The organism is Saccharopolyspora endophytica (genome assembly GCF_018070075.1).
Taxonomy (GTDB): domain Bacteria; phylum Actinomycetota; class Actinomycetes; order Mycobacteriales; family Pseudonocardiaceae; genus Saccharopolyspora; species Saccharopolyspora endophytica.
Genome location: NZ_JAGPXE010000001.1, coordinates 448,714 through 470,658, shown reverse-complemented (window position 1 = coordinate 470,658; position 21,945 = coordinate 448,714). Strand labels below are relative to the sequence as shown.

The following is a 21,945-nucleotide window of genomic DNA, read 5'->3' as shown; positions in this document are numbered from 1 at the left end:
CAGGGCACTCCCCATCAACTACTGCCGGGACCGCTGAGCAAAGCGGCCCTGGCTTCGAGCAGCTCATCGGCCAGTTCCAGGCCGAGCTGCTCTGCGGCGGTCGTCTCACCAGTGGCGGAAGCGCGGACCAGAACATCGTCGTCGGTCGCTACCACTCCACGAAGGGACAGGCGCAGCGCCACGCGCCCGTCATCGTCGAGGTCCTCCACCACTTCGGCCAGCGCGCCGACCGGCGCGTGGCAGCCGGCTTCAAGCCGGGCCAGCACTGCGCGTTCGGCGGCAACCGCGGCGCGGCTGGCCTGATCGTCCAAAACGGACTGCAGCAAGTGCTCTGTGTCCACGTCGTCGACGCGGCATTCCACTGCGAGCGCGCCCTGAGCGGGCGCGGGCAGCATCTGCAGTGGATCGAGCGTTTCCGTGATCACCGAAAGCCGGCCCACCCGGGCCAGCCCGGCGCGGGCGAGGACGACGGCGTCCAGCTCGCCGTCTGTCACCTTGCGCATTCGGGTGTCCACATTGCCGCGGATGCCGCGCACCTCCAGCCCCAGGCCTGCGGCCCGGAGCTGACTGGCGCGGCGCGGCGAACCGGTGCCCACAACGGACCCCGGGGGCAGTTCGCCGAGCGTCAGACCGTCCCGTGCCACCAGCGCGTCCCTCGGGTCCTCCCGGACCGGGACGGCGGCCAGCGACAACCGGGGGTCCGGTTCGGTCGGCAGGTCTTTGCAGGAGTGGATGGCGACGTCGACCTCGTCGTTGACGAGCGCTTCGCGCACCGCGGAGGTGAACACGCCGACGCCGATCTCGGCGATCGGGGCGCTCGACTGGTCACCGGGCGTCTCGACGGCCACCAGCTGGGTCGGGTAGCCGGCCGCCTCCAACTGCTCGGCGACCCACGTGCTCTGCGCCATCGCGAGCGCGCTTCCGCGGGTGCCGATCCGGAGGGTCTTGTTCAACGGTCCTCACCGTCCTGTTCCGCCCGGCCGCGCAGCAGCGCCTGGGCGACCGTGACCCCGCCTGGGAGGTTCTCCTCGGCCTGCGGGGTGCCGATCACCGCAGCGGTCTGCGGGTCGAGCTCGAAGAGCTCACGGAGTGCGTCGGCGTAGCCGGAACCACCCGGCTGCGACGCGAGTTGCTTGACGCGGACGGTCGGCGCGTGCAGGAGCTTGTCCACCACGCGGCGCACCGTGCGGCTGAGCTCCTCGCGCGTCGGCGCGTCGATGTCGGGAAGCCGAGAGTCCAGTCGCAGCAATTCGCTGTCGACGACCTCGGCGGCGCGCTTGCGCAGCGCGGTGACCGTGGGGGTCACCTCGGCCGAGCGCTGCGCGGCCAGGTAGCCGCGCACCTCCTCGGCGACGATCTCGGCGGCCCGGTCGGACTCGTTGCCGCCCTGCTTGGCCGACAGCCGGTCCTGCAGGCTGGCCAGGTCGACAACGGTGACGCCGGGCAGGTCGCCGACCTCGGCGGCGATGTCGCGCGGCAGCCCCAGGTCGCAGCACAGCAGCGGCCGGTCGTCCCGGACGACCAGCGCTGCGGAGACGACCTCCTCGGTCACCACGGCACCGACCGCGCCGGTGCAGGCGACCAGCAGGTCCGCGGCGGCGATCGCGTCGGCCAGACCCGAGAGGTCCGCGGTGCCGGCGTCCACGCCGTCGGCGCGCAGCGACTCGGCCAGCCGCTCGCCGTTGGCGGCGGTGCGGTTGGCGATGACGATGCGGCCGATGCCCGCGCGCTTGAGCTGCGCGGCGGTCAGGCCGCCCATCGAACCGGCACCCACCAGCAGCGCGCTCTTGCCTTCGAGACCGTCGAGCGCGGCCTCGGCGTCGGCCAGGGCCTCCGAGACCACCGAAGCGCCCTCGTTGTCGATGCCGGTCTCGCTGTGCACGCGCTTGCCGACGCGCAGCGCCTGCTGCGCCAGCTCGTGCAGCGTCTTGCCGACGGTGCCGCGCTCGTCGGCGGTTCCGTACGCCTGGCGCAGCTGACCGAGGATCTGGGCCTCGCCGACGACCATCGAGTCCAGCCCGGACGACACCGAGAAGAGGTGCTCGACGGCGGCGCCGGCGTAGTAGACGTAGAGGTGGTCGGCGAGTTCACCGACCTCGGTGCCGGAGTGGCGCGACAGCACGGCCGTCACGTCGTCCAGGCCGCCGTGGAAGGTCTCGGCCAGCGCGTAGATCTCGACCCGGTTGCAGGTGGAGATCACGAACGCCTCGGCGATGTGCTCGCGCAGCACGAGCTCGTCGAGGATCTTGTTGATGTCCCCGCCACTGATGGCGACCCGCTCCAGGACCCGGACCGGTGCGCTGTGGTGGGAAATCCCGACGGTGAGCAGGTTCACAGCCGTTCCACCATCCTGTTCGCCGAATCGATCTCACCCGGAAGTCCCGCGCCGCCGCCCGGCGGTCCGCCGTCGGACGCCGCGCCGTCGACCGCGTTCGCGGCTTCCTGCTGCCGTCGGGCCACGTGGAAGGAAAGGATCTGCATCTCCACCGCCAGGTCGACCTTGCGCACCTCGACGTGCTCGGGGACCTGCAGCACGATCGGGGCGAAGTTCAGGATGCACATGACGCCGCCGGCCACCAAGCGGTCGCAGACCTCCTGCGCGCCCTGGGTGGGGGTGGCGATGACGCCGATGGTGACCTCGCGCTCGGAGCACACCTCGACGATGTCGTCGATGTGGCTGACCGGGATGCCGCCGACCGGCACGCCGACCAGGTCGTCGTCGAGGTCGAACAGCGCCGAGACCGGGAATCCGCGGCCCGGGAACCCGCCGTAGTTGGCGAGCGCGTGCCCGAGGTTGCCGATGCCGACCACGGCGACGCTGTGCTTGCGGGTCAGGCCGAGCGTCCGCTCGATCTGACCGATCAGCACCTCGACCTCGTAGCCGACGCCGCGGGTGCCGTAGGAGCCGATGTAGGAGAGGTCCTTGCGCAGCTTGGCGGAGTTGACGCCGGCCGCGGTGGCGAGCTCCTCGCTGGAGACCGTGGTGATGCCCTGCTCGGCGAGCGCGGACAGCGCGCGCAGGTAGACCGCGAGCCGGGCGACGGCCGCTTCCGGGATGGAGCGGGCGCGCTCGCGGGCGGCGGGGACGGCGATGGAGGTGCCGTTGGCGTCAGCCCCGTTCGACGCCCCCGGGGACGCAGCGGCCCGGGCAGTGGTCTGCCCGTCTCCTTCTGGCACGTCCGCTCCTTGGGCCGTCACGCTGGATCTCCCTCGCCTGCTGGTGGTCTGCGCCTCGGGCGGCACCGAAGTGGTGCGAACACCGGGGAAACGGTGCGACGCCAACCACCCGATTCGCTGTTCCGCGCCGGAAATTCCGACGGGGAGTTCCGGCGGCACGACCCTTACACCGTAGCCATTTGTGAATGCATGCACAAAGTCGGCGGGGGCGAGCGCACCGGAGGCGCAAACCTTCTCCGCCATCATTGCGGATACCCCCCTGAAGTGCCAAAACGGGTGGTACAGGGCACGTGACCGACGTCGCCGGGCTCCGAGACCGGTCAGTTCCGCAGCGCGCGGCGGAAGCGCTCTTCCTCGACCTTCCAGAAACCGTGCTCGACTCCATCGATCAAGATCACCGGGACGCGGTCGCCGTACTCGGCGCGCAGTTCCGAGTCGGCGTCGACATCGCTGACCGACCACGCGACGCCCAGCTCATCGCAGATCCGACGCACGTCGGCGATCGCGTCGACGCAGGAGTGGCAGCCCTCGCGGGACATCACGGTCACCTCGTGCACGTCGCCTCCTCGGCGAGTCGTTCGAAAAATTTCGGCACTCCCAACGTACTCAGCCCGCGGCACCGCGGAGACCGGGCTCACCTGCACGACCGAGCAGCTCACGTGCGCAAAATCACTCGGCGTGATCATGGTCATTCCGCCCGAACAACACGGAGCGCGACCGGACCGTCACCGCAAAGATCTACCTACTTCTGAGTAACAACACGTATGCTGCTGCTCCAACGCCCATCCCGGTGGGCGTTAGCCAGTCGAGTGAAGGCCCGATCGAGCGGTACCGGCGCGACCCGTCGTAGCCGATCGGTCCCCGGATCAGGTGCCCGTCACGGGTACGACGACATGGTTGCCGGCCCGATGCGTCCCAGGACCACCAGCGCCGGTGAAGCCAACGAAGGCAGGAGGTCGCCGGAGATGAGCAGCCCCAAGACGCTCACACCCCCCGCCCCCGACACCGCAGACCTCACTCAACACGTCTCGCCGCGGCCGTTGAGTTCAACGCGCACGAACGTCTCCGTGCCGGACAGCTGGCCGACCGAGAGGTTCACCCCGGACAACTGGGCCTACGTCAGCGCGGCGCAGCAAGGCGACAACGACGCCTTCGGCAGGCTCTACGACGAGTACTCCCAGACCGTCTACCGGTACGTGCTGTTCAGGGTCAGCGACCACTGCCTGGCCGAGGACATCACCAGCGAGACGTTCCTGCGGGCGCTGCGTCGCATCGCCTCGATCAGCTACCAGGGCCGCGACGTGGCCGCCTGGTTCATCACCATCGCGAAGAACCTCATACTCGACCACATCAAGTCGAGCCGGAACCGCCTGGAGATCCCGACCTCCGAGGTCACCGACCACCTGCCCGCCAAGGGCTCGCACGTCGGACCCGAGCACCAGGTGCTGCTCGACGCCACCAACGACGAGCTGCTGCAGTGCATCCGGCAGCTCAACCCCGACCAGCGGGAATGCATCCGGCTGCGGTTCCTCAAGGACATGTCGGTGACCGAGACGGCCATCGCCATGCAACGCAACGAGGGCGCGGTCAAGGCCCTGCAGCACCGCGCGGTCCGCAGGCTGGCGCAACTCCTGCCCGACGATCTCCGATAGTGCTTGCCGATCCCGGCGGAGGTGCGCAATCGTGGCGCGGACGAGGTCTTAAGCTATGAGGCAGCCGCCCCGGACCGGGGCCGGTTGGCGATCACGGACTTCGCACACCACCACTCCGGAGGACCCTGGGAGGCGCGGCGGTGCCGACACGGCAGGGCTCGGCCGATGACGCGGACCACAACGGCATGCGCACGTCCAGCACAGAGCAGATCGACAGCGCGAAAGTAGCGGGTCGCGCCTCAGCCGAGGCGGCGGTTGCGGCCGCCCCGGTTCAGGACGGCACGCTCACGACACCGCCCGACCTGACCGCGGCGGCGTTCTTCGACGTCGACAACACGATGATGATGGGCGCCTCGCTGTTCCACTTCGCGCGAGGCCTGGCCGCCCGGAAGTTCTTCAACCCGGGTGACCTGGCCGGGTTCGCCTGGCAGCAGCTGAAGTTCCGGATCGGTGGCCGGGAGAACCCGCAGGACATCCAGGCCAGCCGCGAGCAGGCGCTGTCCTTCGTCGCAGGGCGCAGCGTCGAGGAGCTGGTCAACCTCAGCGAGGAGATCTACGACGAGCTGATGGCCGACCGGATCTGGGCGGGCACCCTCGCGCTCGCGCAGATGCACCTCGACGCCGGGCAGCGGGTGTGGCTGGTCACCGCCACGCCCGTCGAGCTGGCCTCGATCATCGCCCGGCGGCTCGGCCTGACCGGCGCGCTGGGCACGGTCTCGGAGAGCGAGAACGGCATCTACACCGGTCGCCTCGTCGGCGAGATGCTGCACGGCCGCGCCAAGGCCCACGCCGTGCGCGCGATCGCCGCCAGCGAGGGCCTGGACCTGCGCCGCTGCACCGCCTACTCCGACTCGGCCAACGACATCCCGATGCTGTCGGTGGTGGGCACCGCCGTGGCGGTCAACCCGGACCAGCGGCTGCGCGAGATCGCCCGCGCCCGGGACTGGGAGGTCCGCGACTTCCGCACCGGCCGCAAGGCCGTCCGCATCGGCCTCAACTCCATGCTCGGCGCGGGCGCCGCAGCCGGCGCGGTCGCAGCAGGCCTCGCCTACCGCCGCCGAGACCGCTCCTGACCAGCACTGAAACCCGTCAGGCAAGCACGGAAGGCGTCAGGCAAGCGGCGAAGCCGCTTTCTCAGTACCCACCCGAGCAACCCGCACCGCCGGGGGTTCTCAGACGTCCTCTGGGGAGGACAGCCGCAGCGCCGCGTATTCGACATACTCAAGTCGCGGATCGGCGGAGCCAGAGGACGTCTGAGGTTCCCCCACCCGCACCGCCGCGCAAGCCGGACCACAGGACTATCCCGCGATGTCGACCATCCAGTTGATGCCGTGTCTGTCTGTGCACATCCCGAACTCATCGCCCCACATCTGCTTCTCCAGCGGGACGTGGACCTGGCCGCCTTCGGCCAGCTTGAAGAAGTAACCGCGCAGCGCGTCGGCGTCGGCCGCCTCGCCGCTGATGCTGATCGAGAAGTTGCCGCCGGGCGGAGCGGGCATGTCCGGCGGGGCATCGGCCGCCATCAGCGTGAAACCGAGCTGCGTGATCAGGTTGCCGTGCATGATCTTGTCCGCGGACGGCCCGTCGGTCTGGCCGAACTGGCCGTAGGTGTTCAGCGTCAGTTCCCCGCCGAGGACCGACCGGTAGAACTCCAACGCCTGCCTGGCGTCACCGTTGAACTGCAGGTACGGGTTGAGCTTCGCCGCCACCGTGAATCGCCTCCAGCACTGGGGGGTGCGGGTGGGGCCGGCGCGGCGGCATCCCCGCCCGCCGCGCCGGCCCGCTACATCCTCGTCACGCGGCGGCGCCCCACGCACGCCCGGCGGCCCCGGATCATCAGTCCGGGTGGACCTCAGCCGAGGAAGACGTTGGTGCGCTGCGACAGCAGCCGGTAGAGCGTCTGCTGGATGATCTCCCTGACCTGGTCGGACAGGCTGAACACCAGCATCGGGTCGTCCGCCGCGCCCTCCGGGTACCCGGAGGTCTCGATCGGCTCACCGAACTCGATGTACCACTTCGAGGGGAGCGGCACCGCGCCCAGCGGACCGAAGTGCGGGAACAGCGGCGTCACCGGGAAGTAGGGCAGGCCCAGCAGCCGGGCGATCGGCTTCAGGTCCGCCAGCTTCGGGTAGATCTCCTCGGCGCCCACGATCGCGCAGGGGATGATCGGAGCGCCGGTGCGCAGCGCGGCCGAGACGAACCCGCCGCGACCGAATCGCTGCAGCTTGTAGCGGTCCTTGAACGGTTTGCCGATGCCCTTGAAGCCCTCCGGCCACACCCCGACGATCTCGCCACCGGTCAGCAGCCGCTCGGCGTCGGGGTTGCAGGCCAGCGTGTGCCCGGCCTTGCGGGCCACCGCGCCCAGCATCGGCATCCGGAACACCAGGTCCGCGCCCAGCATCCGCAGGTGCCGCTCGGCGGGGTGGTGGTCGTGCAGCGCGACCGTGGTCATCAGCGCGTCCCACGGCAAGGTGCCGGAGTGGTTGGCGACGACCAGCGCGCCGTCATCGGGCACGTTGTGCGCGCCGATGGTCTCCACCCGGAACCACTTCTCGTAGAACGGGCGGATCAGCCGCAGGAAGACCTCGTCGGTGAGCTCCTCGTCGAAGCCGAACTCGTCGACCCGGTAGTCGCCGAGCAGCCTGCGCCGGGCGAAGGCGAGCACGTCGATGACGGCCTCCTCCCAGCCCGGTTCGCCCGGGGAAGGGGGGATCCGGTCGCCGTTCTCCGGTCGCAACGGGATCACCTGCGCATCGGCCATCGCGCCTCCGTCTCGCCTTCCGCTCACCGCAGTCTCGACAGCAGTTCTCCGGCGCGCCGCTCCAACGCCATGATGTTCTCCGGTTCCACGACAGGGCGCAGGCCGCGGCCGCGCACGAAGTCGTCGAACGCCTGCTGGGTGGTCCAGCGCGGGGTGAACCCGAAGGTCTCACGGAGCCGCGTGGTGTCCAGCACCCGGCCGAAGTTGAGGAAGCGCAGCTGCTCCGGCGAGAAGTCCACCAGCCGGGCGCTGCGGAACAGCTGCGTCACGGCGGGCACCGACGGGCTCGGCAGCGGCAGCGCCACCCGGCCCGCGCGGCGGATCGCCTGCGACAGCATCAGCACCCCGTCACCGGCCACGTTGTAGACGCCGGTCTTGTCGCCGAGCGTCGCGCGCTCCAGCACGGCCAGCGCGTCCTCGGAGTGCAGCAGCTGGAAGCGCGCGTCGAAACCGAGGACGGTGGGCACCACCGGCAGCATGAAGTAGCGGGCCAGCATCGCGTCGATGCGCGGGCCGATCAGGTTCGAGAACCGCAGCGTCGTGACGTCCACGTCGGGTCGGCGGCGGCCGAAGCCGCGCACGTAGCCCTCGATCTCCACGGCGTCCTTGGCGTAGCCGGACGACGGCAGGTCCTTCGGCTCGATGTCCTCGGTGAACACCGCGGGATCGCGGGAGCTGGACCCGTAGACGGCGCAGGTGGAGCGCACCACGACCTTGCGGACCCGCGGCGACTGCTGGCAGGCCGCCAGCAGCTGCATGGAGCCGATGACGTTCATGTCCTTGAGCGTCGCCCGGCCGCCGGGCCCCGTGTGCGTGTTGATCGCCGCGTGCACCACGGTGTCGACCCCGGCGTTGTTGATCACCTTGCTGATCAGCGGGTTGCGGATGTCGGCGCGCACGAACTCGGTGCGCCCCATCCGCCGCATCAGGTCGCGGCCGGGCTGGACCGTGTCCACGCCGAGCACCCGATCGATCGCCGGATCGGCCGCCAGCCGCGCCGCCAGGTGACCGCCCAGGAAGCGGCTCACACCCGTCACCAGCACGACGTTCGGCCCCATGTTCACCCCGCGCAGTCGAAGGAGTGCCGCCCGAGATCGATGCTACAGGCGGACCCGCCTCCCACCGGCCAGCCCGGCGTTACCGGGCGGGGTCGAAAAAGCAAAACCGCCGTCGACTCCGAGGGTCGACGGCGGATTTGGTCAGATCACTTGCCCAACTTGCGACGCTGGACGCGCGTCTTGCGAAGCAGCTTGCGGTGCTTCTTCTTGGACATACGCTTGCGGCGCTTCTTGATGACCGAGCCCATGCGGACTCCTTCACTCTTGACGGCGGTTCGAACGTCTTCCGTGCCGGAGCAGCTGCCAGGAGCGCATCAGGCACGACCAACCCAAAACTTTACCTGCCCTGGTCTCGGGCCTGCCGCCGTGGTCCGGCAAGCGCGGTTCGATCACCCCCGGGCGCGCCTGGGGGTGATCTTCACGAGCGGCTCAACCCGCGTCGTAGTAGGCGTGTTCGAGGTAGGCGTGGACGTCCTTCTCGGCCACGCGGAACGAACGGCCCACCCTGGCGGCGGGCAGCTCGCCGGCGTGCACGAGCCGGTAGACCGTCATCTTCGACACCCGCATCAGCTTGGCCACCTCGGCGACGGTGAGGAACCGCACCTGGCCCATGCTCGGCGGTGCCTGGCGACCGGGTTCGGAGTTCGCAGACATGCTTCACCGTGCCCTCCACACGTGTCGCCCCCGGCGGCTTCCCCGTCCGCCGGAAACCTCACGCACGTGCTCCATCGAGACTAACGGGACACAGAGCAATTGTTGAGTTGACTTTTGGCTCGTTGGTTGCCGGTCGCCCTGCTCGGCGGTGCGGGTGGCGGAACCTGAGCGCCTTCGTGGACTCCGTGCGCCGCTCCTTAAGTATTCGAATACGCGGCGTCCCGGCGTACTCGCCACGAAGGCGCTGGCGAACCCGCGGCGGTGCCAGCGCCTCGGGTGGGGTACTGCGAAAGCACCTTCGGTGCTTGCCTGACGTGCCTCGGCGTTCTCACGTGGGTGCTGAGGAACCGGCTTCGCCGGTTGCCTGACGGTGGGTCGAGCTGTCCGTCAGTCGTCCTCTTCGTGGGCTTTGCCGAGTTCGACCGAGCGGTCTCGGGCTGCTTCGATGGCGTCGATGAGGGCTGCTCGGACTCCGTGCTTCTCCAGCTCGCGGATGCCGGCGATGGTGGTGCCCGCCGGGGAGGTGACCGCCTCGCGGAGCATGACCGGGTGCCCGTCGCCCTCGCGGAGCATGGCCGCCGCGCCGACCGCGGACTGGACGATGAGGTCGGCGGCCGTGGCGCGCGGGATGCCCAGCAGGATCCCGGCGTCGATCATGGCCTCGACCAGGTAGAAGAAGTACGCGGGACCCGAACCGGACAGCGCGGTGACCGCGTCCTGCTGGCTCTCCGGAACCCTCGCGACCTTGCCGACGCTGCCCAGCAGCTCCTCGACCAGGTCCAGGTCCCGGTCCGCGGCGTGCGCGCCACCGGAGATGGCGGCCATGGCCTCGCCGACCAGCATCGGGGTGTTCGGCATGACCCGGACGACCGCCGTGCCCTCCGGCAGCCGGCGCTCGAACAGCTTCGTCGGCAGGCCCGCGCACAGCGACACGACCAGCTTGCCGGCCGGGATCTTCGGCGCCATCTCGTCCAGCAGCGGCTCGATGTCCTGCGGCTTGACCGCCACCACGATCACGTCCGCGCGCTCCACCGCCGCGGGCACGTCCACGTGCGAGATGCCGTAGGTCTTCGTCAGCTCTTCGGCACGGGTCGGGAAGCGCTCGGTGAACAGCAGATCGGACGGGGCTCGTCCGGCTTTGATCAGGCCCGAGAGCAGGGCTTCTCCGATCTTTCCGGCTCCGAGCACGGCGATGGTCGTCATGAGGCTCAGGGTGCCAGACCACGCTGCGTGTCGACCCCTCCCGTTGACCCGCACCGGCGGCTACTGTGTTTCGCACCACACATCGAAGGTCTTTCACCCCGCCACCACGCGATCCCCACAGCGAAGGAGCTTCGACCATGTTGAGCACGATGAACGACGGCCCCCTCTCGATCGCCCGGATCATGCGGCAGGGCACCGGTCCGCACGGTGCCACCGCCGAGGTCGTGACCTGGACCGGAGCCGAACCCCGCCGCAGCGGGTACGCCGAGATCGGCCGGGAAGCCGCGCGGCTGGCGCACGCGCTGCGCGGGCTCGGCGTCACCGGTGACCAGCGCGTCGGCACGTTCATGTGGAACAACGCCGAGCACCTGACCGCCTACCTCGCGGTGCCGTCCATGGGCGCGGTGCTGCACACCCTCAACATCCGGCTGTTCCCCGAGCAGCTGGTCTACGTCGCCAACCACGCCGAGGACCACGTGGTGCTGGTCGACCACACCCTGCTGCCGCTGTTCGCCAAGCTGCTGCCCGAGATGAAGACCGTCCGGCACGCGGTCGTGGTCGGCGGTGACGCGAGCGCCCTGGAGGCGCCTGCGGGCGTCGAGGTGCACGGCTACGCGGACCTGCTGGCCGGGCAGCCCGAGGAGTTCGACTGGCCCGAGCTGGACGAGCGCTCCGCCGCGGCGATGTGCTACACGTCCGGGACCACCGCCAACCCCAAGGGCGTCGTCTACTCGCACCGCTCGATCTACCTGCACTCGATGCAGGTGTGCATGACCGACGGGATGGGCCTCGAGCAGGGCGACCGGGGTCTCGCGGTGGTGCCGATGTTCCACGCGATGTCGTGGGGCCTGCCCTACGCGGCGTTCATGGTCGGCGCCTCGATGATCATGCCGGACCGGTTCCTGCAGCCCGAACCGCTGGTGGCGATGATGGCCGCCGAGCGCCCGACGATGGCCGCGGCCGTGCCGACCATCTGGCAGGGCGTGCTCGCGGAGCTGGAGAAGGATCCCCGCGACATCTCCTCGCTGCACGAGGTCGTGATCGGCGGTTCGGCGTGCCCGCCGGCGATGATGCGGACCTTCCAGGAGGACTACGGCATCACGGTCGTGCACGCCTGGGGCATGACCGAGACCTCGCCGCTGGGCAGCCTCGCCCGGCCGCCCGCCGGAGTCACCGGCGAGGACGAGTGGGCCTACCGCGTGAGCCAGGGACGGCTGCCCGCCTCGGTGGAGGCGCGGCTGGTCGACGACGACGGCCGGATCCTGCAGTGGGACGGCCAGAGCGTCGGTGAGCTGGAGGTTCGCGGCCCGTGGGTCGCCGAGGCGTACTACGGCGACGACGACCCGGAGAAGTTCCACGACGGCTGGCTGCGCACCGGCGACGTCGGCTACCTGACGCCGGAGGGCTTCCTGCACCTGACCGACCGGGCCAAGGACGTCATCAAGTCCGGCGGCGAGTGGATCTCCTCGGTGGAGCTGGAGAACCAGGTGATGGCCCACCCCGCGGTGGCCGAGGCGATGGTCATCGGCGTCCCGGACGAGAAGTGGTCGGAGCGCCCGCTGGTGGCGGTGGTGCTGCGCGAGGGCGAGACCGCCGACGCGGCGGAGCTCCGCGAGTTCCTGTCCGGTTCGGTCGCGCGCTGGCAGCTGCCGGAGTACTGGACGTTCATCACCGAGGCGCCGAAGACCAGCGTCGGCAAGTTCGACAAGAAGCGCCTCCGCAAGCAGCACTCCGAAGGCGATCTCGAGGTCATCCACCTCACCTGACCCGCACACCCCCGGAGGGACCCGATCTCAGTGGAAACCCGGAACCCGATCTCCACTGAGATCCGGGTCCCGACTTCCACTGACATCGCGAAGCCCGTGCCGGTCAGGAGGGGGACAGGGCGAGCTGGCGGGCCTGGCAGATGAGGCGGCCGACCGAGTCGATGACCTGGACGTCCTCGTCGAACCACTGGCCGTGCACGGCCCGGCAGTCGACCAGCATGCGCAGCCACCCGTTGGCGGGGTGAGCGCGCAGGTAGGCGGTCAGCTGCACCGTCGGCGCCCAGCCGAAGCGACCCATGTTCAGCGTGACCGGAACCGTGAGGTCCCCCGCGACCAGGCCGAACAGCAGGTCGGGCTGGCCTTCGCGCGGTTTGACCCACATCCGGTAGCGGGGCTCGCCGGTGCCGCCGTTGAGGAACTCGGCGGTGTTCGGGTCCAGCCGCATGTCGCAGACCTCCGCTAGGTGGAAGTACCTCGTGGACTGGCTGAGGTCGATGGCGTCCGGCGGCGGGTTGACCGGCATGGACGGCAGATCCGACCACTCCGGCTCGGCCGCGGGCATCCGTCCCGCGGTGACCGTCGCGTCGACGCACACCTGGCCGCGCTGCTCCAGCGCCGCGCGCACCACGGTGACGGTCTTGCCGTTCTTGAGCGCCTGCAACCGGATCATCACCGGCCCGACGCGCGGCGGTCGCAGGTACTGCGCGCTGATCGACAGCGGTTCGAGCCCGCTGCCGTCGCTGACGGCTCTGGTGAGCAGTGCCAGCAAGTACCCGCCGTGCGGGTTGTCACCGACAGCCCAGTCCGGGTGGAGGTTCGCGACGTAACTGCCGTCGCCGAGCGAACGCACCGAAGTGGCCGCGGAGAACGGATCATGGACCTCGGTCACGTGCGATCCACCGGTCGAACGCCCACTACGCGCAACGAGTTCATGGTCGAAGATTCTAATGACCTTCGCCGAAGTTGATCATCAGGTATCGGTTAGCGGCCCTAAGCTCCCAGCGGCTCCAGGTGGAGACGGGCGAACAGCAGCGCTTCGGCGAGGATTTCCGCTCGTTGCTGGGGATTCCGCGCCTTGCGGGTGTTGACCTCCAGCACCACCGAACCGTCGTAGCCGTCGGCCGCCAGCGCCTCGCAGACCTCCGCGCACGGCTGGCTCCCCTGGCCGGGGAGCAGGTGCTCGTCGCGGGAGGCGCCGGTGCCGTCGGCGAGGTGGACGTGGGCGAGGCCGTCGCGCATCCGCTTGAGCAGCTCGATGGCGTCCACGTGCGCCGCGGCGGCGTGCGAGAGGTCCAGCGTGTAGTTGCGGAAGCCCACGTCGGTGGGGTCCGGGGAGGGCTTGAACGCCGAGAGCCCGCTGTTGGTCCGGCCGCTGCGGAGCCGGTTGAGCGTGTTCGGCGGGCGCAGCGGGAACATGTTCTCCACCGCGATCTTGAGGCCGCTGGTCTCCTCCAGCTCCTCGACCAGCTCCGGGAACGCGTCGGCGTAGCGGCGCTGCCAGCGGAACGGCGGGTGCACCACGACCGTCGAAGCGCCCAGCTCGCCGGCCACCAGCACGGCCTTGCGCAGGCGCTCCTCGGGTTCCGGCGACCACACGCGCTGGGTGATCAGCAGGCAGGGCGCGTGCACCGCGAGCACCGGAACCCCGTGCTGCTGCGACAACCGGCTCAGCGCGTCGACGTCCTGGCTGACCGCGTCGGCCCAGACCATCACCTCGACCCCGTCGAAACCGAGGTCGGCGGCCATCTCGAAGGCCGCGCGAGCAGGTTGCGGCCACACCGAGGCGCTGGACAGCCCCACCGGAATCCGCCCGGGGGTGTCCTGGCGCTCAGTCCGCGATGGTCGTCCCGTCATCTCGAACCAAGCATGACCCACGGCCCCGGTGAGGTTGCGCGGCGGTGGGTCGTCCGGCCTCGCACCGCCCGGCGTTCACCTGTCCGAGCCAACACCGACAACCTCTCACTGATTGATCAACAGCAACGCGGCCGGCGACACCGTGCAGAACAGGCCGACCAGCACCGAGAGCAGGATGGTCTGCAGATCGTTGGTGCGGAAGAACTTCCACGCAACGAGCACCAAAAGGCCGGTGAACACCAGTGCCGCGCCGAACGCGGCGATGGTCGCGTTGATCCACAACCAGCGGAAGCCCACCCACACGGCACCGCCGCCGACCAGGCCGAGGACGCCCTGCAGCGCGAGCGTGCCCCACTCCTTGCCCGCCGACGGCGGGCGGTCGGCCTCGTCCGGGTCGTAGTCGTCGTTGAGCCCGGCGGGGGCGGAGCTGTCGTAGTCCTCGTCGTAAGCCTGGTCGTACGGCTCGTCGTAGGGCTGCTCGTAGGCGCCGGAGTAGCTCTGCTCGGAGTCGTCGAAGGACTCGTAGTCGTACGGGTCGGCGTTGGGCTCGGCCTGCGCCGGGTACGCCTGCTCGGCACCGCCGTCTATGCGCGGCAGCTGCTCGGTGAAGTTCTCCGGCAGCTGCGGCGGACCGGCGGGGGCCATCGGCGGCCCCGACCGGGCGGGCGGTGTCGGCAGCACCGGCTGCCGGATGGTCGCCTCGGCGTCACCGCTCGGCGCGGACGGCGCCGGCGGGTTCGAGGCGGCGCCGCCCGTGCTGCCGAAGCGCTGCGCCCAGTACCCGGCGCTGCCGGGCTTGGGACCGGCCTCGGCCGGCGGTTCGGCCGCGGGGCGCGCGGGCGGCGACACCGGTCCGGCGGCCTGCGGCGGGTTCGCCGGGGGCTGCGCGGCCGGGGGCTGGGGAGCCGGAGGCTGAGGGGCGGGAGCCTGGGCCGCCGGGGGTTGGGCCGCCGGCGGCTGAGCGGGCTGTGGGCCGGCCGGAGCCGCCTGGGGCGGGGTGGCGGCCGGTCCGCCCTGCCTGCGGCTGGGCGGCGGTTCCTCGTCCGGCTTGACCGGGCGCATCTTGCCGCTGTCGGACAGCACCCGGTTGATGATCTCCTGCGGCGCCGTCTCGGTCGGGTCCTCGGCCTTCCTGCGCCGGCGCCGGGAGCCCTTCTCCGAGCTGCCGCCGTACTCGGCGAGCAGCTCTGCAACGGTGCGCTGGGTGGGCTGGTCCGCCCCGCTGTCCCGACTCATCGTTCCCACCGTGCCCCGTGCCGCGTTCGCAGTCCAGTTCCGTCCACCGGTGCCTCGGTTTCATTCCGTGTCGGGCCGGACGCATTCTCTTGCGCCGGCACGAGCCCGTCCGTGCCCCCCGCACGCACCGGAACGCCGCTCTTGAACGCAGTGTGACTATCTCCGTTGGTGTGGTCCAGCCGCCGAAGGATGACTCCCTCCCGCAGCGCCCACGGGCAGATCTCGAGCTCGGTGACTCCCAGGGCCTTCATCGCGGCCTCCGCGACCAGCGCACCTCCGACGAGCTGGTGCGACCGCGCGGCGCTCACACCGTCGAGCGCGGCCAGGTCGCCGGCGGACATGCGTGTGATGAACGCCAAGAGCTGCCGCAGCCCCGTGTCGGTCAGCGTGCGCGACGCGCGCTGCCCCGCCGAGGACGGCGCCGCACCGGTCAACCGGGCCAGCGAGCGGAACGTCTTCGACGACGCCACCACCCGGTCCGGCCGGGCCAGCTTGCGGAACTTCTTGGCGGTGGGCGCCAGCTGGCCTTCCAGCCAGTCCCGCGCCTTCTTGATCTCGTCCTGCTTCGGCGGGTCCTTGAGCATCGTGCGGCTCATCCGGCCCGCGCCCAGCGGCAGCGAGACCGCGAGGTCCGGCTGCTCGTCGATGCCCAGCGCCATCTCCAGCGAACCGCCACCGATGTCGAGCAGCAGCAGGTTGCCCGCCGACCAGCCGTACCAGCGACGGGCCGCGAGGAAGGTGTAGCGGGCCTCGTCCTCGCCCGGCAGCACCTCCAGTTCGACCCCGGTCTCGGCGCGCAGCCGGTCCAGGACCTCCACCGCGTTGTCCGCGTCGCGGATCGCCGAGGTCGCGAAGGCCATCAGCTCGTCGCAACCGGCCACCACGGCCGCATCCCGGGCTTCGGCGATCGTCCGGATCAGTTCGTCGGCGTCGTCGTCGGAGAGCCGCCCGTCGTGCGCACCGATCCGCTCGGCGAGCCGCAGCACGGTCTTCTCCGATGTCATCGGGGTCGGATGCGCACCACGGTGCGCGTCCACCACGAGCAGGTGGACGGTGTTGGATCCGACGTCGAGGACCCCTAGGCGCATGACCGACAAATTACCGGCTGCGCATGCGCCGGGGCGGCAGGTGGGCGGGAAACTGCGTTCCGGAACACTCCCGCCACGCCCGCCACCAGGTCAGCAGCCCCTTGGGAATGCGACCGGTCACACCCGGCCGGCTCAGGCCTCGAACTTGTAGCCAAGACCACGCACTGTGATCAGGTAGCGCGGGTCCGCGGGGTCCGGTTCGACCTTCGAGCGAAGCCGCTTGACGTGCACGTCGAGGGTCTTGGTGTCGCCGACGTAGTCCGCGCCCCACACCCGGTCGATGAGCTGACCGCGGGTGAGCACCCGGCCGACGTTGCGCAGCAGGTACTCCAGGAGGTCGAACTCCTTGAGCGGCAGGCTCACGTCCTCGCCCTCGACGGTCACCACATGCCGCTCGACGTCCAGCCGAACCGGTCCCGCGGCCAGCACCTGCGGCTGCAGCTCCTCGGCCTCACCGCGGCGGCGCAGCACGGCGCGCACGCGGGCGATGAGCTCGCGGGCCGAGTAGGGCTTGGTGACGTAGTCGTCGGCTCCCAGCTCCAGACCCACGACCTTGTCGATCTCGCTGTCGCGCGCGGTCACCATGATCACAGGGACCGCGGAGCGCTGCCGCAGCTGCTTGCACACGTCGGTGCCGCTCATCCCGGGCAGCATCAGGTCCAGCAGCACTATGTCCGCGCCGTTGCGGTCGAACTCGTCCAGGGCATCGGTGCCGTTGGTCGCGACGGCGGCCGTGAAGCCCTCCTTGCGGAGCAGGAAGGCAAGTGGGTCGGCGAAGGACTCCTCGTCCTCCACGATCAACACTCTGGTCACCGGACTCCTCCCGTTTCGACGGTTGTCACGCCGTCCGCACTTTCGGTGATCGACCGCGCGGCTGGTGCCGCCCGATCCGGTTCGGTGGTCGCCTCGTCGCCGTCGGCCTCGCCGGTGCCGTGCCTGGGCACCCGGATGGTGAAGGTGGAACCCGTCCCCGGCCTGCTCCACAGCTTCACCTCGCCTCCGTGGTTCGCGGCGACGTGCTTGACGATGGCCAGCCCCAAACCTGTACCGCCGGTGGCCCGCGAGCGAGCGGGATCCACCCGGAAGAACCGCTCGAACACCCTTTCGTGGTGTTCGGGTTCGATCCCGATACCGCGGTCGGTGACCGCGATCTCGACGAAGTCCTCGGACAGCCGGCGCGAGATCGACACCGGGCTCCCGTGGGACGAGTAGCTGACCGCATTGGTGATCAGGTTGGTCAGCGCGGTGACCAGCAACGCCCGGTCGCCTTCCAGCAGGTACCCGGACGGCCCGTCCACCGCGATCTCGATGCCCGCGGACTCGGCGGCCAGCCGGGACCGGCTCAGCGCCTCCTCGACGACCTCGTCCACCTCGACCGAGCCGAGCTCCGGCAGGCGCTCCGCGCCCTGCAGGCGGGACAGCGCGATCAGCTCGGAGACGAGCGTCCCGAGGCGGGTGGACTCGTGCAGGATCTTGGTGGAGAAGCGCCGGACCTCCTCCGGGTCCTCGGCGGTGTCCAGCAGCGCCTCGGCCAGCAGCGCCAGCGCGCCCACCGGGGTCTTGAGCTCGTGGCTGACGTTGGCCACGAAGTCCCGCCGGGTCGCCTCCAGGCGCACCGAGTCGGACTGGTCCGCGGCGTCGACGACGGTGAAGCCGTCACCGAGCGGCCGGACGTCGCCGATCACGGCAGCCGGACCGCGTCCGGCCAGCGAGGCGCGCCCGTCCAGCGGGCAGAGGTCGACGGTCACCGTCTCCCCGGTCTTGCGCGCCTGCTCGGCGGCCTTCTGCGCCCGGGGGTCGGCTCGGTAGTCGTGGATCACGCCCAGCTCGGCGGCGCGCGGGTTGTGCAGCACCACGTCGCCGAAGCGGTTGAGCAGCACGACGCCGCTGGTGCTGGTGTGCACCTGGCGCTGGAGGAGCTCTGCGACGGTGGGGCCTTGCGGCTGGGACTTGCGGTAGGGCCGGGGTCCTCCGGCTGCCAAGAATCCGCCGACCGCGCCCAGCAGGAGCGCGGCGATGATCAGGGCGGTGTAGCCCAAAGCGGTCACATCTGCATCGTAAGCAAGCGCGGGTGGGGAAAGGCCAGTCCACAAGGGCGTTCAGTGACGCCCGTGACACGAATCGGGCCGTTCTTCACCTCTGGTTCATCCCCTGCTCGGAGCGGGTTCAGCTACCGACCGAGCCTCGGTAGCGCTCCGTTCCCCGAGTGGGCGAATTCTCGCCACTCATCACCCACGTGAGTGACGCGTGGAGGGCACCTCGGATTCGTGCCGGGGTGCCCTCCGAAGCGGTCCGCGGTTCAGCGGCCCTGGTTCGCCACGGCGGCGGCGGCCTTCGCGGCGGCCTCCGGGTCCAGGTAGGTGCCGCCCGGGTTGGTGGGCTTGAAGTTCTCGTCCAGGTCGTAGCGCAGCGGGATGCCGGTGGGGATGTTCAGCCCCGCGATGCTCTCGTCGGAGATCCCGTCCAGGTGCTTGACCAGCGCGCGCAGCGAGTTGCCGTGCGCGGCGACCAGCACGGTCTTGCCGGCCTGGAGATCCGGGACGATCGCCGACTCCCAGTACGGCAGCAGCCGGGCCACGACGTCCTTGAGGCACTCCGTGCGCGGCATGTCGGCGCCGAGGTCGGCGTAGCGCGGGTCGGCGTCCTGGCTGAACTCGTCGCCGAGCTCGATCTCCGGCGGCGGGGTGTCGTAGGAGCGGCGCCAGAGCATGAACTGCTCCTCGCCGTAGGTGTCCAGCGTCTGCTTCTTGTTCTTGCCCTGCAGAGCGCCGTAGTGGCGCTCGTTGAGCCGCCAGTCGCGCTTGACCGGGATCCAGTGACGGTCAGCGCCGTCGAGGGCGATGTTCGCGGTGGAGATCGCGCGCCGCAGCAGGGAGGTGTGCAGCACGTCCGGCAGCACGCCCGCCTCGCGCAGCAGCTCGCCGCCGCGCTTGGCCTCGGCCTGGCCCTTGTCCGACAGCGGGACGTCCACCCAGCCCGTGAACAGGTTCTCGGCGTTCCACGTGCTCTCACCGTGCCGCAGCAGCACCAAAGTCGAAGTCATGACCCCAGGCTATCCGCACCCCTGAGCAGCGCAGTGAGGTTGTGCGCTTCACCCGAGAGTTACGCGATCACCGTACGAATGTGACACGACCGTGGCGGTCGTCACTTTCCGTGGAAGATATGGCCTTCTCCAGGGCTCCTGTTCTAGTTTTCTTCCCGAACATCACACGAATGGAGTAATGCGGCAGCCTTGTGGCGGCTACATAACTCTGCGAAGTTGGCAATGCTCTCCTTGATCGGCTCCCACGCACTCCCCGATCCAGCGAGAGCGAGAAACGCGGTTCAGCTCCCCCAACGAACCGCACCCCGCCGGGTCCAGGGTGCCCCCCGCCCTCACGACCCGTCAGGCGGGACCAACGTGGTGGGGCGGCTCGAGCTCGTGACTCCCCCTCTCTCCCGAGCCGCCCCCCTCGTGGGGGTTTTCCCTGTGGTTTTCACGTGGCTGGGTTGCTCAGCGGTGCGAGTAGCGGAACCTGAGCGGCGCCGTGGACTCCACGCGCCACTCCTGATGTATGCCAATACACGGCGTCGCGGCGTGCTCGCCACGACGCCGCTCAGAACCCGCGGCGGTGCGAGCTGCTCAGGTGGTGAAAGAGAAAGCGGCTTCGCCGCTTGCCTGACGGTGGTTGGGTGCTTCCGCCTCAGTCTTCTTGCACCAGTTGTTTGAAGGGTTGGAGGTTGGCGAGGGATTCTCCTCGGGACTCGCGCCAGGCCCACTCCCTGCGGATGGCCGTGGCGAAGCCGAGTTCCAGGAGGGTGTTGAAATCGCCGTCAGCCGCTTCCAGGACCTGGCCGAGGATCCTGTCGAGCTCTTCCTCGGCGACCGCGTGGAGACCGATCCGGCCCACCAGGTAGATGTCGCCGGATTTGTCGATCGTGTAGTGAACGCCGTAGAGCTTGGCGTTGCGGCGCAGCAGGTAGCGGTAGACGTCCTCGTGCGCCTCGTCCGGCTGCCTGCAGACGAACGCCTCGATGAGCAGGGCGTGCTCGGCGACGATGAGCCAGCAGTTGGTCTGCAGCTTCTTGGTGCCGGGCAGCGTCACGAAGAACCGGCCGCCGCCCTTGTCCTGGTAGCCGAGCTCGTTGGCCTCCAGCGTGGACGTGATGACCTGCTCGGGGCTCACGCCGTCACCTCCTCGATCCGCAGACTCCGGTGGAAGGCCAGTTTGGCCTGCGCGTAGGCGTCGAGCAGCGACTCGGTCGTGCGCGTCCAGGAGAACGTGGTCGCGTGCTCGCGCGCGTTGCTCGCCAACCGCTCCCGCAACCCGCGGTCCAGCACGACCGAACCGAGCGCGTCGGCCCACTGCCCGGTGCGGTGCCCGTCGACCAGCAGTCCCGAAACACCGTCGCGGACCGCGACCGGCAGACCGCCGACAGCCGCCGCCACGACCGGGGTGCCGCACGCCTGCGCCTCCAGCGCGACCAGGCCGAACGACTCGTTGTGGCTGGGCACCGCCACCACGTCGGCGGCCCGGTAGACCTGCGCGAGCTCCGCGCCGCCGCGCGGCGGGAGGAAGCGCACCACGTCGTCGATGCCCAGGTCCACCGCCAGCTGCTGCAACGCCCGGGGTCGCTCCAAGCCGCTGCCGGACGGTCCGCCCACGACCAGCACGACCAGCCGCTCGCGCAGCTCCGGACGACGGCCCAGCAGCTCGGCGGCCGCGCGCAGCAGCACGTCCGGGGCCTTCAGCGGCTGGATCCGGCCGATGAACGCCAGCACCAGCGCGTCCGCCGGAACACCCAGCCGCTCGCGGGCCGCGGCACCGTCGCCGGGCGTGAAGACCTCCAGGTCCACACCCGGCGGGATGGTCGCGACCGCGTCGGGATCGGCGTCGTAGCGGTCGACGAGATCGGTGGCCTCGAACTCGGTGTTGGCGACCAGCATGTCGGCCTGATCGACGATCTGCTCCTCGCCCAGCACGCGGACCCGCGGTTCCGGCGAATCCCCTTCGGCGAGGTTGGCGTTCTTGACCTTCGCCAGGGTGTGCGCGGTGTGCACCAGCGGCACGCCCCAGCGCTCCCGCGCCAGCCAGCCGACCTGCCCGGACAGCCAGTAGTGCGAGTGCACGAGGTCGTAGTAGCCGGGTTCGTGCCGGGCCTCCACCCGCAGCGCGCCGGCGGCGAACGCGCACAGCTGCGAGGGGAGGTCGTTCTTGTCCAGGCCCTCGAACGGCCCCGCCACCACGTTGCGGACCAGCACCCCGGGGGCCAGTTCGGCGATCGGCGGGACGTCGGAGGAGGTGGCGCGGGTGAAGATCTCCACCTCGGTGCCGAGCTCGGCCAACCTGCGGGAGGTCTGGGCGATGTAGACGTTCATCCCGCCGGCGTCACCGGTGCCGGGCTGCTCCAGCGGGGAGGTGTGCAACGAGAAGACGGCGGCGCGGCGAGGCCGCATGCGTAATGTCCTGGAAGTCATCTGCTGCCCTCGCAAGCCGGTCCGCCCGAGTCGTTCGG

At 70.2% G+C, this 21,945-nt stretch carries 22 protein-coding genes; 3 read left to right on the top strand and 19 right to left on the bottom strand.

The window, feature by feature from the left end; genetic code table 11:
* Positions 1-14 precede the first annotated feature (14 nt).
* From hemC to KBO27_RS02240, 4 genes are all read right to left on the bottom strand, one after another.
* Positions 15-953 carry a hydroxymethylbilane synthase gene (gene hemC, locus KBO27_RS02255; RefSeq protein ID WP_210968301.1) on the bottom strand — a complete coding sequence of 313 codons (939 nt, stop codon included), beginning with the start codon at positions 951-953 and terminating at the stop codon, positions 15-17.
* Entirely contained in the window at positions 950-2,335 is a 1,386-nt protein-coding gene (locus tag KBO27_RS02250) for a glutamyl-tRNA reductase (protein WP_210968300.1), read from the bottom strand. Before KBO27_RS02250 ends, hemC begins: the two co-directional genes overlap by 4 nt.
* A complete protein-coding gene (locus tag KBO27_RS02245; RefSeq protein WP_372448812.1) occupies positions 2,332-3,177 on the bottom strand; it encodes a redox-sensing transcriptional repressor Rex in 846 nt (281 codons plus the stop codon). Before KBO27_RS02245 ends, KBO27_RS02250 begins: the two co-directional genes overlap by 4 nt.
* Before the next feature lie 320 nt (positions 3,178-3,497).
* Positions 3,498-3,716 (bottom strand): glutaredoxin family protein, encoded by a 219-nt coding sequence (locus KBO27_RS02240; protein WP_210968622.1) that lies wholly within the window; start codon positions 3,714-3,716, stop codon positions 3,498-3,500.
* A gap of 426 nt (positions 3,717-4,142) precedes the next feature.
* Here KBO27_RS02240 and KBO27_RS02235 point away from each other — a divergent pair, with 426 nt between their 5' ends.
* Together KBO27_RS02235 and KBO27_RS02230 are read left to right on the top strand one after the other, a co-directional pair.
* Positions 4,143-4,829, top strand: a complete 687-nt coding sequence (locus KBO27_RS02235; RefSeq protein WP_210968298.1) for a sigma-70 family RNA polymerase sigma factor — start codon at positions 4,143-4,145, stop codon at positions 4,827-4,829.
* A 185-nt stretch (positions 4,830-5,014) separates the two neighbouring features.
* Positions 5,015-5,902 carry an HAD family hydrolase gene (locus tag KBO27_RS02230; protein WP_210968621.1) on the top strand — a complete coding sequence of 296 codons (888 nt, stop codon included), beginning with the start codon at positions 5,015-5,017 and terminating at the stop codon, positions 5,900-5,902.
* 225 nt (positions 5,903-6,127) lie between these two features.
* Here the strand turns inward: KBO27_RS02230 and KBO27_RS02225 are convergent, their stop codons facing one another.
* From KBO27_RS02225 to proC, 6 genes are all read right to left on the bottom strand, one after another.
* Positions 6,128-6,538 (bottom strand): VOC family protein, encoded by a 411-nt coding sequence (locus KBO27_RS02225; RefSeq protein ID WP_210968297.1) that lies wholly within the window; start codon positions 6,536-6,538, stop codon positions 6,128-6,130.
* Positions 6,539-6,681: 143 nt separating this feature from the next.
* The gene (locus tag KBO27_RS02220) at positions 6,682-7,590 is read right to left on the bottom strand and encodes a lysophospholipid acyltransferase family protein (protein ID WP_132671830.1); all 909 of its coding nucleotides are present in this window, start codon (positions 7,588-7,590) and stop codon (positions 6,682-6,684) included.
* Positions 7,591-7,613: 23 nt separating this feature from the next.
* Positions 7,614-8,648 carry an NAD-dependent epimerase/dehydratase family protein gene (locus KBO27_RS02215; RefSeq protein ID WP_132680552.1) on the bottom strand — a complete coding sequence of 345 codons (1,035 nt, stop codon included), beginning with the start codon at positions 8,646-8,648 and terminating at the stop codon, positions 7,614-7,616.
* Positions 8,649-8,794: 146 nt separating this feature from the next.
* Positions 8,795-8,896 (bottom strand): 30S ribosomal protein bS22, encoded by a 102-nt coding sequence (locus KBO27_RS02210; RefSeq protein ID WP_010241351.1) that lies wholly within the window; start codon positions 8,894-8,896, stop codon positions 8,795-8,797.
* Positions 8,897-9,077: 181 nt separating this feature from the next.
* Positions 9,078-9,302: a helix-turn-helix domain-containing protein gene (locus KBO27_RS02205; protein WP_132621425.1), complete on the bottom strand. Its 225-nt coding sequence runs from the start codon at positions 9,300-9,302 to the stop codon at positions 9,078-9,080.
* 387 nt (positions 9,303-9,689) lie between these two features.
* On the bottom strand, positions 9,690-10,505 hold the full coding sequence (gene proC / locus KBO27_RS02200; protein ID WP_210968296.1) for a pyrroline-5-carboxylate reductase: 816 nt from the start codon (positions 10,503-10,505) through the stop codon (positions 9,690-9,692).
* A gap of 137 nt (positions 10,506-10,642) precedes the next feature.
* Here proC and KBO27_RS02195 point away from each other — a divergent pair, with 137 nt between their 5' ends.
* Positions 10,643-12,271 (top strand): long-chain fatty acid--CoA ligase, encoded by a 1,629-nt coding sequence (locus tag KBO27_RS02195; protein WP_210968295.1) that lies wholly within the window; start codon positions 10,643-10,645, stop codon positions 12,269-12,271.
* 103 nt (positions 12,272-12,374) lie between these two features.
* Here the strand turns inward: KBO27_RS02195 and KBO27_RS02190 are convergent, their stop codons facing one another.
* The 9 genes from KBO27_RS02190 to mshA all read right to left on the bottom strand — a co-directional run bounded on the left by KBO27_RS02190 (position 12,375) and on the right by mshA (position 21,907).
* Complete coding sequence (locus KBO27_RS02190; RefSeq protein WP_210968294.1) at positions 12,375-13,160, bottom strand: thioesterase family protein; 786 nt, start codon at positions 13,158-13,160, stop codon at positions 12,375-12,377.
* A 101-nt stretch (positions 13,161-13,261) separates the two neighbouring features.
* A complete protein-coding gene (locus KBO27_RS02185) occupies positions 13,262-14,125 on the bottom strand; it encodes a sugar phosphate isomerase/epimerase family protein (RefSeq protein ID WP_210968293.1) in 864 nt (287 codons plus the stop codon).
* 105 nt (positions 14,126-14,230) lie between these two features.
* Positions 14,231-15,361, bottom strand: a complete 1,131-nt coding sequence (locus KBO27_RS02180; RefSeq protein ID WP_210968292.1) for an Rv0497 family membrane protein — start codon at positions 15,359-15,361, stop codon at positions 14,231-14,233.
* Positions 15,358-16,449, bottom strand: a complete 1,092-nt coding sequence (locus tag KBO27_RS02175) for a Ppx/GppA family phosphatase (protein WP_210968291.1) — start codon at positions 16,447-16,449, stop codon at positions 15,358-15,360. Before KBO27_RS02175 ends, KBO27_RS02180 begins: the two co-directional genes overlap by 4 nt.
* 132 nt (positions 16,450-16,581) lie before the next feature.
* Positions 16,582-17,262: a response regulator gene (locus KBO27_RS02170; RefSeq protein ID WP_132621411.1), complete on the bottom strand. Its 681-nt coding sequence runs from the start codon at positions 17,260-17,262 to the stop codon at positions 16,582-16,584.
* Complete coding sequence (locus KBO27_RS02165) at positions 17,259-18,497, bottom strand: ATP-binding protein (RefSeq protein WP_210968290.1); 1,239 nt, start codon at positions 18,495-18,497, stop codon at positions 17,259-17,261. The genes KBO27_RS02170 and KBO27_RS02165 overlap by 4 nt, the downstream gene beginning before the upstream one ends.
* Positions 18,498-18,748: 251 nt before the next feature.
* Complete coding sequence (locus tag KBO27_RS02160; RefSeq protein WP_210968289.1) at positions 18,749-19,492, bottom strand: phosphoglyceromutase; 744 nt, start codon at positions 19,490-19,492, stop codon at positions 18,749-18,751.
* A gap of 640 nt (positions 19,493-20,132) precedes the next feature.
* Complete coding sequence (locus KBO27_RS02155; protein WP_210968288.1) at positions 20,133-20,615, bottom strand: type III secretion system chaperone family protein; 483 nt, start codon at positions 20,613-20,615, stop codon at positions 20,133-20,135.
* Positions 20,612-21,907, bottom strand: a complete 1,296-nt coding sequence (gene mshA / locus KBO27_RS02150; protein WP_372448811.1) for a D-inositol-3-phosphate glycosyltransferase — start codon at positions 21,905-21,907, stop codon at positions 20,612-20,614. Before mshA ends, KBO27_RS02155 begins: the two co-directional genes overlap by 4 nt.
* Positions 21,908-21,945 lie beyond the last annotated feature (38 nt).

Excerpts from the sequence above, each read along its gene's own strand:
- KBO27_RS02240 (WP_210968622.1), bottom strand. The coding sequence starts at position 3,716 with ATGTCCCGCGAGGGCTGCCACTCCTGCGTCGACGCGATCGCCGACGTG.
- KBO27_RS02235 (WP_210968298.1), top strand. The coding sequence starts at position 4,143 with ATGAGCAGCCCCAAGACGCTCACACCCCCCGCCCCCGACACCGCAGAC.
- KBO27_RS02230 (WP_210968621.1), top strand. The coding sequence starts at position 5,015 with ATGCGCACGTCCAGCACAGAGCAGATCGACAGCGCGAAAGTAGCGGGT.
- KBO27_RS02220 (WP_132671830.1), bottom strand. The coding sequence starts at position 7,590 with ATGGCCGATGCGCAGGTGATCCCGTTGCGACCGGAGAACGGCGACCGG.
- KBO27_RS02215 (WP_132680552.1), bottom strand. The coding sequence starts at position 8,648 with ATGGGGCCGAACGTCGTGCTGGTGACGGGTGTGAGCCGCTTCCTGGGC.
- KBO27_RS02210 (WP_010241351.1), bottom strand. The coding sequence starts at position 8,896 with ATGGGCTCGGTCATCAAGAAGCGCCGCAAGCGTATGTCCAAGAAGAAG.
- KBO27_RS02205 (WP_132621425.1), bottom strand. The coding sequence starts at position 9,302 with ATGTCTGCGAACTCCGAACCCGGTCGCCAGGCACCGCCGAGCATGGGC.
- proC (WP_210968296.1), bottom strand. The coding sequence starts at position 10,505 with ATGACGACCATCGCCGTGCTCGGAGCCGGAAAGATCGGAGAAGCCCTG.
- KBO27_RS02195 (WP_210968295.1), top strand. The coding sequence starts at position 10,643 with ATGTTGAGCACGATGAACGACGGCCCCCTCTCGATCGCCCGGATCATG.
- KBO27_RS02185 (WP_210968293.1), bottom strand. The coding sequence starts at position 14,125 with ATGACGGGACGACCATCGCGGACTGAGCGCCAGGACACCCCCGGGCGG.
- KBO27_RS02180 (WP_210968292.1), bottom strand. The coding sequence starts at position 15,361 with ATGAGTCGGGACAGCGGGGCGGACCAGCCCACCCAGCGCACCGTTGCA.
- KBO27_RS02175 (WP_210968291.1), bottom strand. The coding sequence starts at position 16,449 with ATGCGCCTAGGGGTCCTCGACGTCGGATCCAACACCGTCCACCTGCTC.
- KBO27_RS02160 (WP_210968289.1), bottom strand. The coding sequence starts at position 19,492 with ATGACTTCGACTTTGGTGCTGCTGCGGCACGGTGAGAGCACGTGGAAC.
- mshA (WP_372448811.1), bottom strand. The coding sequence starts at position 21,907 with ATGACTTCCAGGACATTACGCATGCGGCCTCGCCGCGCCGCCGTCTTC.